Here is an 11,628-nt window from a genome sequence, read left to right as displayed (position 1 = left end):
TGTCCGAGCGCACTGTGCGGGCGGGTGACACGGCGACGTGCCAGAATGTCGCTCACCCGATCACGACCTGCCGAGGAGAGACCCGATGCGACTGTCGCCGCACGAGCAGGAACGGCTGCTGCTGAGTTACGCGGCCGAACTGGCGCGCCGCAGGCAGGCGCGGGGGCTCAAGCTGAATCATCCCGAGGCGGTCGCGCTGATCACCGACCACGTGCTCGAAGGGGCGCGGGACGGGCGCACCGTGGCCGAGCTGATGTCCTCGGGCCGCTCGGTGCTCACCCGCGACGACGTGATGGCGGGGGTGCCGGAGATGATCCACGACGTGCAGGTCGAGGCGACCTTTCCCGACGGCACCAAGCTCGTCACCGTGCACCACCCGATCGGATAGGTCACGCCCATGATTCCCGGTGAATACCTCTGTGCCGAGGGCACGATCACATTGAACGAGGGTGCGCCGCGCCTCGCCCTCGAGGTGGTGAACACCGGCGACCGGCCGGTCCAGGTCGGTTCGCACGTGCACTTCCCCCAGGCCAACGCCGCGCTCGACTTCGACCGCGCCGCCGCGCACGGCCACCGCCTCGACATCCCCGCCGGTACCGCCGTCCGGTTCGAACCCGGTCTGCCACAGCGTGTCTCGCTGGTCCCGCTCGGCGGCACCCGCGAGGTGTACGGCATCAGCGCGAGCGCGCCGGGGCGCCTGGACGAGACGAGAGAGAACCGATGACCGAACTGAGCCGCGCCCGCTACGCCGAACTGTTCGGGCCGACCACCGGTGACCGCATCCGCCTCGCCGACACCGACCTGATCATCGAGATCACCGAGGACCGCAGCGGCGGACCCGGACTGGCCGGTGAGGAAGCGGTGTTCGGCGGCGGCAAGGTGCTGCGCGAATCGATGGGCCAGTCCAGGGCCACCCGCGCCGACGGCGCCCCCGACACCGTCATCACCGGCGTCGTCATCGTCGACCACTGGGGCATCATCAAGGCCGACGTCGGCATCCGCGACGGCCGGATCTGCGGAATCGGCAAGGCGGGCAACCCCGACACCATGTCCGGCGTGCACCCGGACCTCGTGGTCGGCCCGTCGACGGAGATCATCGCGGGCAACGGGCGCATCCTCACCGCCGGCGCCATCGACTGCCACGTGCACTTCATCTGCCCGCAGCTGCTCGACGAGGCGCTCGGCGGCGGCATCACCACCCTGATCGGCGGCGGCACCGGCCCGGCCGAGGGCTCCAAGGCCACCACCGTCACCCCCGGCTCCTGGCACCTGGCCCGGATGCTGGAATCCCTGGACCACTGGCCGATGAACATCGTGCTGCTCGGCAAGGGCAACACGGTCAGCCAGGACTCCATGTGGGAGCAATTGCGCGGCGGCGCATCGGGATTCAAGCTGCACGAGGACTGGGGCTCCACGCCCGCCGCGATCGACGCCTGCCTGACCGTCGCCGACGCCGCCGGCGTGCAGGTGGCGCTGCACTCGGACACGTTGAACGAGGCCGGATTCGTCGAGGACACCCTCGCCGCCATCGCGGGTCGCGGCATCCACGCCTATCACACCGAGGGCGCGGGCGGCGGGCACGCGCCCGACATCATCACCGTCGCTTCGCATCTCAACGTGCTGCCCAGCTCGACGAACCCCACCCGGCCGCACACCGTGAACACCCTCGACGAGCATCTCGACATGCTCATGGTGTGCCATCACCTGAGCCCGTCGATCCCCGAGGACCTGGCCTTCGCCGAATCGCGGATCCGCCCGTCCACCATCGCCGCCGAGGACCTGCTGCACGACCTGGGCGCCATCTCCATGATCGGCTCCGACTCCCAGGCGATGGGCCGCATCGGCGAGGTCGTGATGCGCACCTGGCAGACCGCGCACGTGCTGAAACGCCGCCGCGGCGCGCTGCCGGGCGACGGCGCCGCCGACAACGCCCGCGTGCGGCGCTACATCGCGAAATACACCATCTGCCCGGCGATCGCGCACGGACTCGACGACGAGATCGGCTCGGTGGAGGTCGGCAAGCTCGCCGACCTGGTGCTGTGGGAGCCGGCGTTCTTCGGTGTGCGCCCGCACGCGGTCCTCAAGGGCGGCATGATCGCCTGGGCCGCCATGGGTGACGCGAACGCCTCCATTCCCACCCCGCAGCCGGTGCTGCCGCGCCCCATGTTCGGCGCCGCCGCCCCTGCCGCCGCGGCCACCTCGCTGCACTTCGTCTCCGAGCAGGCCATCGACGACGGGCTGGCCGATCGGCTCGACATCCGCCGGAAGCTGGCACCGGTCAAGAACGTGCGCGCGCTCACCAAGGCCGACATGCCGCACAACGACGCCATGCCGCGCATCGAGGTGGACCCCGACACCTTCACCGTCCGCGTCGACGGCGAGGTCTGGACCGAACAGCCGGCCACCGAACTGCCGATGGCGCAGCGCTACTTCCTGTTCTGACGGCGAAACCCCGCCGACCACGTTGTCGGCGGGGCCTCTCGCGCGGCGCTCAGTCGAACGAGCAGCCGCCGACCGGCTTGTCGGCAAGCCGGTCGAGCAGGTAGGTCACCGCGTTGTCGGGACCGAAGCCGTCGATGAGTTCCGGGCCGAAGTGGTTCGGGATGGTCGTGCCCGGCAGGATCGGCGGCAGTTCGTTGGTGCGGAAGGTGACGGTGGCGCCCTGGCCGCACCAGTCCTCGGCCAGGCGCCTGGCCTGCCCGTACGGGACGGTGTCGTCGTTGCGGCCGCTGGTGATCAACACCGGGGTGGCCGGTTTCGTGCTGCCGAGGCGCAGTTCGGCGAGCACGGGCGCGGCCTCGGGGATCTCGGCGAGGTGCTCGGTGAGCGAACGTCCGTCCACCGTCAGCGAATTCGTGCGCAGGAACGGGTGCCGGGTGATCAGGTCGGCGACGCAGGAATCGCTCAGCGTCGCGAGCATGTCGCGACCCGCGGGGCTGGTCACCCGGTCGACCGCGGCGTGGAGTTCGGGGTAGCGCGCGAGCATGCCGTTGACCGCGAACCCGATGGCGCCGCCGATCAGCGCGCCATCGATCGTGGTCAGGATCGCGGCCAGATCGGCCACCGGGCCGCCGGCCCAGGTGCCCTTCAGATTCAGCTCGGGCGCGTACTCCGGCTGCATCTCGGCCGCCGCGGCGGTGGCGCCGCCGCCCTGCGAGTAGCCCCACAGGATCAGTGGCGTCTCGGGGCCGACGCCGCCCAGCGCGTTGGCCGCCCTGGCGCCGTCGAGGACGGCGTGCCCGCTCTCGAAGCGGTTGGCGTAGGTGTGGATGCCCGGCGTGCCGAGGCCGATGTAGTCGGTGATCAGCACGCGCGCGCCGAGTGCGCTCCACACCGCCGAGGACGGCAGCTCCTGATTCGCCGAGAGGCCGAGCGGATCGGCGGTGACCGAGACGCCCGTCGAGAAGGCCACCGACATGGCGCACCGGTCGCCCTGCCCCGAGGTGCCGGGGCCGATCACCACGGTCGGGCGCGCGCCGGGGCCCTGCCAGGGGTTCTGCGGCTCGATGTAGGTGCCGGACACCGCGACAGGGGACCCGTCCTGCAGCCGGGAGGTGTAGAGGACGTGCTGTCCCTGCGTGGGCCAGCCCTTCGCGGTCGGCGGGGTCGCGAGCAGCGTCATCGGGGCGGTCCGCACGATCGAACCCGGGGCCTGCGGAATCTCCGCGGGCGGGGTGTAGAACGCGCTCATCGGCGCGCCCGCCGCCGGCGCCGCGCCGAGGCCAGGTCCCGCCACCGCCGCCAGACAGGCCGCCACGGTCAGCGCCGCGCGCCGCGTCAGCGATCGAGATTGCCGCATGCCATTCCTTCCCAACCACCTCCGCGCCGTCGCGGAGGTGTCCCGAGCCGCACCGGACATCGATCATGACCCACGTCACGATTCCGGCGGCGCGCAGACGGTAACACGGTTACCGGCGGAGGTCCACGCCCGGCCCGCCCACCCGGTCGCACGGCGGTGATCCGCGCGGCGCTAGTCTCGGCGCGATCCGATCGGGGGCGGATCGCTGGGCCGCCTCCGCCGCGCACGGCCGGAGTTTCCGGCAGGAGGGGAGAGCGACCGACATGGACGAGTTGACCGGCGCCGCCGACGAACTCACGCAGCGGGCCCGCGAGCTCGAGCGGCAAGCGACCCGCTATCAGGAACTGCGGGCGAGGATGACCGAGGTCAGCGTCAGCGAGACCTCGGCCGACGGCCGGATCGGCGTCACCGTCGACGTCAACGGCGCCACCACCGCGATCACCCTGGCCCCCGCCGTGCGCGGCATGGATCCTGCCGCCGTCGCGGCCGAACTGATGGCGTGCACCCGGCGCGCCCAGGCGCGGCTGCGCGGCACGGTCACCGGGCTGATCGGCGAAATCGTCGGTACGGACACCGCTGCCGACACCATCGTCGACCAGTACGCCGAGCGCTTCCCTGACCCCGCGCCCGCGCCGCCGGCCGCGCCGTCGCCCACCTCCGCGGCGCCGTGGCCGACCCCCACCGCTCCGGCGTACCTCGCGCCCGCGCCGCCCGCCACGCGCAAGCCGGATCGCGACCGGGTCGTGACCCCGGACGAGCCCGACGAGGACGACCTCTACTTCCAGCGCAGGTCCTGGCTCCAGTAGCCGCGGCGAATCCGGTTCCGCCGGACTGGGAACCGAATCGGGCGCGGGCGCGTCCAAGGAATTCGAGAAGGGGTGTGCGGGCAGCGGCCCGTGCCGACGAGGAGGAGGCGAGCATGACCGGTGCGGTGAATGTCGATGTGATGGCTGTCCGCGCCCACGCCGACGCGGTCCAGGAGGTCGCGAACGGGGTGGCGAAGGCGCAGGAAGCGGCCGCGTATCTGGCGCACGCCGACGACGCGTACGGGCTGTTCGTCAAGCCGTACGCGGTGAACACCCTCGGCCAGCTGCACGACGAGATCACCCGGCTCCTCGACCTGCTCACCACCCGGAGTGGACAGGTCCCCGGCACCCTGCGTACCGCCGCCGACACCTTCGAGGCGCAGGACGACGCGAGCGCCACTGCGCTGGTCGCCACCGCGGCCGAGATCATGGACGTGGCATAGCGATGGCCGAACAGACCGCCGTGGGCCGCTGGCTCAACGAGAACACCCTGCCCGTCCCCGGGACCATCGACACCTTCGACGACGCGGAGGCGCCGGAGAACGACCTGCTCAGCGAGGGGGTGGACTTCCGGCAGACCTACTACCAGGAGACCGCGACGCTGCTGCAGAACGTCGGCGTGCCGGATCTGGGCGCAGAGGAGCCCGACGCGGGGTTCTTCAAGGGCACACTGCACGGTGACGTCCTCGAGAACGGCGCGAGCGCGTACACGGCGATGACCGGTGGCGAGGTGATGGGCAAGGTCGACGCGATCTCCAAGGCCGGCGCCACCGCGCGCGATGTCGGCGACGCCGCGACGATGTTCGTCCAGGCCATCAAGGGCACCACCACGCTGCGCAAGTTCGATCCGTTCAACTTCCTCGGCTCCCAGCTGATGGGCTGGATGCTCGAGCACGTCGAACCGCTGCGCAAGGCGCTGGACTCGGTGAGCGGCAACCCCGACATGGTGCAGGCGTACTCCGACTCCTGGAAGGCCATCGGCGAACACCTCACCACGACGGCCGGACAGTTGGCCGCGGCCCTGGACTCCGGGATCGGGGCGTGGGCCGGGTCGGCCGCCGAGGCCTATCGGGCCAACGCCACCGAACTCGCGGGCAAGATCGCCGAACAGGGGGCGATCGCGCAGGTCCTCTCGGACTGCAACACGGGCATGAAACGCATCGTCGAGGCGGTCCGCGGCGTGATCGTCGAGATCCTGAGCAGCCTGGCCGGGATGCTCGCCGAGGCCACCGCGCTGTTGCTGATCTCCGGCGGCACCGCGACGCCCGCGTTGATCGCCCGCGCGCTGTTCGACATCGGGCTGGCCTCGGCCAAGGTGGGCACCCTGCTGATCGAGCTCGCCAAGGCGCTGGTCGAGGTGAAGACGCTGGCGTCCACGGCGGTGGCGGTGGTGCGGGGTGTCACCGAGGTCGAGACCGCGAAGTAGCCCGCGCCTGGTGGCACACTGGCGTCCATGACCGACTACAACTGGGCCGAGGTCGACCGATACGTCGTGGACACCCTCATCGGCGGCGAGGGCGCGCCCGCGCTCGCCGCCAACGCCGACGCGGGGCTGCCGCCGATCGACGTGTCCCCGCCGCAGGGCAAGTTCCTGCATCTGCTCGCCCGGGGCGCGGGCGCGCGGCGGGTGCTCGAGATCGGCACCCTCGGCGGCTACAGCACCGAATGGCTGGCGCGCGCGGTCGGCGCCGACGGCACCGTGGTCACCCTGGAATTCGAACCGCGGCACGCCAAGGTGGCGCGGGAGAACCTCGACCGCGCCGGCGTCGGCGCGCGGGTGGACATCCGGGTCGGGGCGGCGCTGGACACCCTGCCGCAGGTCGCCGAAGACCTCACCGAACCGTTCGACCTGGTGTTCATCGACGCCGACAAGGTCAACAACGCCAACTACGTGCAATGGGCGCTGCGGCTCACCCGCCCCGGGTCGGTGATCATCGTCGACAACGTCGTGCGCGGGGGCGCACTGGCCGACGAGCACTCCGACGACCCGAGCGTGCGCGCCGGCCGCGAACTGGTGGAACTGCTCGCCGCCGAGCCGAGCCTGGACGCGACCGTCATCCAGACCGTCGGATCCAAGGGCTGGGACGGCTTCGCCTACGCCGTGGTCACCGGTTCGCTCGCCTGATCGGCGGGCGGCCGGTAGAGTGTGCCGTTCGCCGCGGTGTAAGTCGTTGCGGTGCCCGGCCTTTCGCCGAGTCGCCCGGCGCGCCGCCGCGGGCCACGCCGGGACGCGACCGGGTTCACCCACCGGCAACGCGCACGGCAACTGCTGGGCGATCGCCATTCATCACCGGTTATCCGGCCTCGATAGCGTGGTGGTACTCGGAAGGAGCCCGGCGTCATGGAATTCCGACACCTCGTTTCGTTCATCACCATCGCCGAAGAGTTGCATTTCGGTCGCGCAGCGCAGCGCCTCCATCTGACCCAACCAAGTCTCAGTGCCCAGCTGCAGAAGCTGGAGAAATCGCTCGGCGTCCAGCTGGTCGCCCGGAACTCGCACGAGGTCCGGCTGACCCCCGCGGGGCGCGAGTTCGAGAACCAGGCCCGCCAGATCGTCGCCCAGCTCGACCGCGCCGCCCAGGCGGCCAAAGCCACCGCCGAGGGCAGGGCGGGCAGTCTCAACATCGGTTACAACCTGCCTGCCAGCAGGCATGTGCTGCCGGAGGCGCTCACCAGGATGACCGAACGACACCCCGACATCGTGGTGTCGCTGTGGGAGAAGCGGACCGGCCCCCAGCTGGCCGGTCTCGCCGACGGTTCCCTGGACGTGGCTCTGGTCTACGGTCACCCCAGTACCGCCGATTTCCGGTACCGCCGCCTCCTGCACCGGGTGCCGCTCGTCGCGGTCGTCGGCCGCCGACATCGGTGGGCCGACCGGCCCGGTGTCCCGTTCGCGGAACTACAGAGTCAGGACTGCGTGCTGTTCGCCCGCGAGCAGTGTCCGGCGATGTACGACACCATCCTGCGGTCGGCGGCCGAAACCAGGATCTCGCTCAATGTCACGCATTCGGCCGACGATCCCGGCGCCACCGCGCACATGGTCTCGGTGCGACCACTCGTCGGCTTCGCGTCGCTGCCGCGCGCGATTTCGATGGGAATGGGTGTGCCGGGCAGTAGTTCGGTGGCGGTGAAATTGTTCGATCCGGTGCCCACGCTGGATTTGCACGCCGTGTGGCGGGCCGACGAACCGAATCCCGCGGTCGCGTTGTTCCTGGAATGCGTCGAATCGGCACAACTCGATGATGTCCGCGCATTGTCGGCGTGAACCCGTCGATAGGCGATGACTTTCGCGCGGTAGGAACCGGGAGCGCGGCGGCGACGGGAATGGTTGGCGCCGTGAAGAATTCGATTCGTGAACACAGTGTCTGTCACCGCGAACGGATTCGTTCCGGCCGATTCGTCCAGTCTGTACGCGATTGTTTCCGACGCGGCGCGGCGTGACCCGGCCCGTCCCTCACTGTGTGCCGCCGACGGCACCCAGCTGACCACCGGCGAGCTCGACACCAGGGTCCGCGCGCTCGCCTCGGCCCTGCTCGACCGCGGGGTGGCCGCGGGGGACCGGGTCGCGGTGCTCGGTCGCACGAGCCTGGCGTGGGCGCTGCTCGACTGCGCGGCCATGGCCGTCGGCGCGGTGATCGTGCCGGTGTATCCGACCTCCTCACCCGCGCAGATCGCGCACATCCTGCGCGACAGCGGGAGCCGGTTCCACGCGGCCGAGACCGCCGCCGACGCCGCCCGCCTGACCGACGCGGGCGCGGCCGGCGCCGTGTGGTCCTTCGACGAACTCGGCGCGGGGGCCGAGGGCGGCGAGCACCCCGGCCTCGACGCGCGGATCGCCGCGGTGGGCGCCGCCGACCTGGCGATGATCGTCTACACCAGCGGCACCACCGGCCTGGCCAAGGGCTGCATGATCAGCCACCGCAACATGTATGTCACCGCCGCGAACACCGCCCGGCAGGTCGAGGGGATCTTCGACGGCACGACGGTGCTCGCGCTGCCGCTCTCGCACGTGTTCGGCCAGACGATCCTGTTCGCCTGCCTCTACGGCGGCAGCCGCACCCATCTGCTGCCCGGCGTGCCCGACCTGGTCCCGGCGCTGGCGACACTGCGCCCGACCTTCCTCGCGCTGATTCCCTACGCGCTGGAGAAGATTCGCAAGCACGTCCGCGCGCTGCTCCCCGAGGGACAGGAGGACGCGGCCGTCGCGCGTGGCCTGACACTGCTGGCCGAGGGTGCCGCGCCCACCGTCGCCGACGACGCCGTCGCGGCCGCGTTCGGCGGGCGGCTGCGCTACGTGATCTCCGGCGGCGCCTCCCTCGACGACACCACCGCGGGGTTCTACGCCGGATTCGGCGTGGTGATCCTGAACTGCTACGGCCTCACGGAGGCGGCCACCGCGGTCACCGTGAGTGCGCCGTCCACCAACCGGCTCGGCACCGTGGGCCGTCCCATTCCGGGGACCGAGGTGGGGATCGGCGCCGACGGCGAAGTGCTCGTGCGCGGCCCGCACGTCTCGCCCGGCTACTGGGGCGCGGCCGCCGACCAGCGGCCCGTCGACGCCGAGGGCTGGCTGCACACCGGTGACATCGGCGAACTCGACGACGGGCACCTGCGGATCACCGGGCGCAAGAAGGAGATCCTGGTGACCTCCGGCGGCAAGAACGTGGCACCGACCCCGCTCGAGGACCGGGTGCGGCTGCATCCGCTGGTGAGCAACTGCATGGTCGTCGGAGACGGGCGCCCGTTCGTGACGGCGCTGATCACCCTCGACGCCGAACGGTGCGCGAAGTGGCGCGCCGAGCATCCCGACGCCGATCCGGCCGAGGCGATCCAGGCCGCCGTGGACGACGCGAATTCGCTGGTGTCGCGGCCGGAATCCATTCGCGCATTCCGCGTCGTCGACGGGGATTTCACCGTCGACGCCGGCCTGCTCACCTCGTCGCTGAAATTGCGCAGGGCCGCGATCGCCGAAACCTATTCCGCCGAAATAGCTCAGCTCTACGTGTCGCGCGGGTAACGCGACGCGAAATTCTCGCACCGGTTCCGCCGACGATAGCCGGGACCGATCGGCCGATGAATTGCGGGACGCCCCAGTGGTTTCCGCATTCCACCGGCGACAGACTCGAAATCGGAATTCGACCACCGAAAGTGATCACATCATGTATGACGTCATCGTCGTCGGAACCCGGGTCGCGGGTTCGCCCCTGGCCATGCTGCTGGCCCGTCAGGGCCACCGCGTGCTCGCCGTGGATCGCGCGAGTTTTCCCAGTGACACCCCGTCCACGCACTACATCCACCAGGCCGGTCTCGGCTTTCTGAAGTCCTGGGGCCTGCTCGACGCCGTGGTCGCCACCGGCTGCCCGCCGATCCGGCACCTCAACTTCACCTACACCGACATCGAGATCCCGGGCATGGCCGATCCGTCGGCCGACGGCATCGACGCCGTCTACTGCCCGCGCCGCACCGTGCTGGACAAGATCCTGGTCGACGCGGCGGGCGAGTCCGGCGCCGAGGTGATCGAGGGCTTCACCGTCACCGGCCTGCTGCGTGAGGGCGACCGGGTCGCCGGTATCCGTGGCCGCGTCGGTGAGGGTCCCGAGCAGGAGTTCCGCGCGAAACTCGTCGTCGGCGCGGACGGTTCGAACTCGATCGTCGCCAAGGAGGTCGGCGCGGCCACCTACGAGGGTTCGCCCGCCGCCTGCTTCATCTACTACTCGTACTACGAGGGCGTGGACTGGGGCATGCACCACCGCACCGGTTTCGGCGAGCAGCAGTTCGCGTCCTGGCCGACCAACGACGGCCTGGCCCTGGTGGCCGTCATGCGCAAGCGCGACCGCTTCCGTGACTTCCGCACCGACCCCGACGCCGGCGTGCAGGAGATCGTCGACCAGATCGACCCGGAGATCGGCGCGCGGCTGCGCGAGACCGGCAAGCGCGTCGAGCCGTTCCGGCCGATGCTCTACCCCGACAACTACCGGCGCCAGTCCTTCGGTCCGGGCTGGGCGCTGGTCGGCGACGCCGGCTACCACAAGGACCCGTTCACCGGCTGGGGCATCACCGACGCCTTCAAGTACGGCCAGCTGCTGGCCGACCTGGTGCACGAAAGCCTCTCGGGCGCACGCCCGTTCGAGGAGACGCTGCCGGAGTACCAGCGTGAGCGCGACGCCCAGAGCGCCAGCACCTACGAGCTCACCCAGTCGATCTCCGAGCTCACCCTCACCCCGTACTACGACTCGGTGTTCCGCGCGGCCAGCCGCAGCGAGCACTACTCCAAGAAGTTCTTCGGACTCATCGCGGGCCTCTACCCGCCGGACAAGTTCTTCGGTGAGGCGGAGCTGACCGCGCTCTACGAAGAGGTGAACTTCCCCGTCGCCGACCGGCACGTGGTGAATACCGGGGTCTCGGCGTGATCGCGGCCGGCCTGACGGCGCTCGGAGACAGCTTCGTGGAGGGCCGTGGCGATCCCGCCGCGGCGGGTGGCTACCGGGGCTGGGTCTCCCGCCTCGGCGGTCAGCTCGGGTTGCGGCCCACCACGATTCGCAACTTCGGCACGCACGGCGCCACGACCGGCGATGTCGTCGCGAGCCAGCTCGCACCGGCGACCTCGTCGGCCCGGGCCGGCCTCTACGGCGTGGTTGTCGGCGTGAACGACCTGGTCAGCGCGTATGACGAGGCACGTTTCGCCGACAACCTGCACACCATCTTCGCCACCCTGCGAGCGCGGGAAGCCACCGTGTTCACCGCGAGCTATCCCGACATCCCCGCCCGCCTGCCGGTGCCGGACGGCTTCCGCGCCCTGCTGCGCGAGCGTTTCGCCACCGCCAACGACGTCCTCGCCCGGGTCACCGACGACACCGGCGCCCTGCTCCTCGATATCGCCGCCAGGCCCGAATGGGCCCGGCCCGAGGTGTGGACCGCCGACGGTCTGCACCCGAGTCCGGTGGGCCACCGCCTGTTCGCCGCCGCCGCGGCCGAACTGATCGCCTCGGCCACCGCCACCACCGTCGCCGCCTGAGAGGAACC

The 11,628-nt window shown here is 70.8% G+C and carries 12 protein-coding genes; 11 read left to right on the top strand and 1 reads right to left on the bottom strand.

Going from position 1 to position 11,628, the window contains the following annotated elements; translation table 11 throughout:
* The first annotated feature begins 85 nt into the window (after positions 1-85).
* The 3 genes from DFR69_RS00440 to DFR69_RS00430 are packed head-to-tail and all read left to right on the top strand — an operon-like array spanning position 86 to position 2,442.
* Complete coding sequence (locus tag DFR69_RS00440) at positions 86-388, top strand: urease subunit gamma (RefSeq protein WP_110035401.1); 303 nt, start codon at positions 86-88, stop codon at positions 386-388.
* Between the two features lie 9 nt (positions 389-397).
* Positions 398-724, top strand: coding sequence for an urease subunit beta (locus tag DFR69_RS00435; protein WP_110035400.1), 327 nt, complete (start codon positions 398-400; stop codon positions 722-724).
* A complete protein-coding gene (locus DFR69_RS00430) occupies positions 721-2,442 on the top strand; it encodes an urease subunit alpha (RefSeq protein WP_110035399.1) in 1,722 nt (573 codons plus the stop codon). The genes DFR69_RS00435 and DFR69_RS00430 overlap by 4 nt, the downstream gene beginning before the upstream one ends.
* A 49-nt stretch (positions 2,443-2,491) precedes the next feature.
* Here DFR69_RS00430 and DFR69_RS00425 read toward each other — a convergent pair whose 3' ends face one another.
* Entirely contained in the window at positions 2,492-3,799 is a 1,308-nt protein-coding gene (locus DFR69_RS00425; RefSeq protein WP_110035398.1) for a lipase family protein, read from the bottom strand.
* A gap of 263 nt (positions 3,800-4,062) precedes the next feature.
* On the opposite strand from DFR69_RS00425, the gene DFR69_RS00420 reads away from it, so the two are divergent.
* The 8 genes from DFR69_RS00420 (at position 4,063) to DFR69_RS00385 (ending at position 11,620) form a co-directional block, all read left to right on the top strand.
* Positions 4,063-4,605: a YbaB/EbfC family nucleoid-associated protein gene (locus DFR69_RS00420; protein WP_110035397.1), complete on the top strand. Its 543-nt coding sequence runs from the start codon at positions 4,063-4,065 to the stop codon at positions 4,603-4,605.
* 113 nt (positions 4,606-4,718) lie between these two features.
* Positions 4,719-5,048 carry a type VII secretion target gene (locus tag DFR69_RS00415; protein ID WP_146229173.1) on the top strand — a complete coding sequence of 110 codons (330 nt, stop codon included), beginning with the start codon at positions 4,719-4,721 and terminating at the stop codon, positions 5,046-5,048.
* Positions 5,049-5,050: 2 nt separating this feature from the next.
* The gene (locus DFR69_RS00410) at positions 5,051-6,031 is read left to right on the top strand and encodes a WXG100 family type VII secretion target (RefSeq protein WP_110035395.1); all 981 of its coding nucleotides are present in this window, start codon (positions 5,051-5,053) and stop codon (positions 6,029-6,031) included.
* A 27-nt stretch (positions 6,032-6,058) separates the two neighbouring features.
* Complete coding sequence (locus DFR69_RS00405; RefSeq protein WP_110035394.1) at positions 6,059-6,730, top strand: O-methyltransferase; 672 nt, start codon at positions 6,059-6,061, stop codon at positions 6,728-6,730.
* Positions 6,731-6,946: 216 nt separating this feature from the next.
* On the top strand, positions 6,947-7,870 hold the full coding sequence (locus DFR69_RS00400; RefSeq protein ID WP_110035393.1) for a LysR family transcriptional regulator: 924 nt from the start codon (positions 6,947-6,949) through the stop codon (positions 7,868-7,870).
* Positions 7,871-7,957: 87 nt separating this feature from the next.
* Entirely contained in the window at positions 7,958-9,622 is a 1,665-nt protein-coding gene (locus tag DFR69_RS00395) for an AMP-dependent synthetase/ligase (protein ID WP_341867790.1), read from the top strand.
* A 142-nt stretch (positions 9,623-9,764) separates the two neighbouring features.
* On the top strand, positions 9,765-11,015 hold the full coding sequence (locus tag DFR69_RS00390) for an NAD(P)/FAD-dependent oxidoreductase (RefSeq protein WP_110035391.1): 1,251 nt from the start codon (positions 9,765-9,767) through the stop codon (positions 11,013-11,015).
* Positions 11,012-11,620 carry an SGNH/GDSL hydrolase family protein gene (locus DFR69_RS00385; RefSeq protein ID WP_110035390.1) on the top strand — a complete coding sequence of 203 codons (609 nt, stop codon included), beginning with the start codon at positions 11,012-11,014 and terminating at the stop codon, positions 11,618-11,620. Before DFR69_RS00390 ends, DFR69_RS00385 begins: the two co-directional genes overlap by 4 nt.
* Positions 11,621-11,628 lie beyond the last annotated feature (8 nt).

This window comes from Nocardia neocaledoniensis (assembly GCF_003182135.1).
GTDB lineage: Bacteria > Actinomycetota > Actinomycetes > Mycobacteriales > Mycobacteriaceae > Nocardia > Nocardia neocaledoniensis.
This window is presented reverse-complemented; position numbering and strand designations above follow the sequence as displayed.

Bases quoted from the DNA above. Each gene is read 5' to 3' on its own strand.
- DFR69_RS00440 (WP_110035401.1), top strand. From the start codon at position 86: ATGCGACTGTCGCCGCACGAGCAGGAACGGCTGCTGCTGAGTTACGCG.
- DFR69_RS00435 (WP_110035400.1), top strand. From the start codon at position 398: ATGATTCCCGGTGAATACCTCTGTGCCGAGGGCACGATCACATTGAAC.
- DFR69_RS00430 (WP_110035399.1), top strand. From the start codon at position 721: ATGACCGAACTGAGCCGCGCCCGCTACGCCGAACTGTTCGGGCCGACC.
- DFR69_RS00425 (WP_110035398.1), bottom strand. From the start codon at position 3,799: ATGCGGCAATCTCGATCGCTGACGCGGCGCGCGGCGCTGACCGTGGCG.
- DFR69_RS00420 (WP_110035397.1), top strand. From the start codon at position 4,063: ATGGACGAGTTGACCGGCGCCGCCGACGAACTCACGCAGCGGGCCCGC.
- DFR69_RS00415 (WP_146229173.1), top strand. From the start codon at position 4,719: ATGACCGGTGCGGTGAATGTCGATGTGATGGCTGTCCGCGCCCACGCC.
- DFR69_RS00410 (WP_110035395.1), top strand. From the start codon at position 5,051: ATGGCCGAACAGACCGCCGTGGGCCGCTGGCTCAACGAGAACACCCTG.
- DFR69_RS00405 (WP_110035394.1), top strand. From the start codon at position 6,059: ATGACCGACTACAACTGGGCCGAGGTCGACCGATACGTCGTGGACACC.
- DFR69_RS00400 (WP_110035393.1), top strand. From the start codon at position 6,947: ATGGAATTCCGACACCTCGTTTCGTTCATCACCATCGCCGAAGAGTTG.
- DFR69_RS00390 (WP_110035391.1), top strand. From the start codon at position 9,765: ATGTATGACGTCATCGTCGTCGGAACCCGGGTCGCGGGTTCGCCCCTG.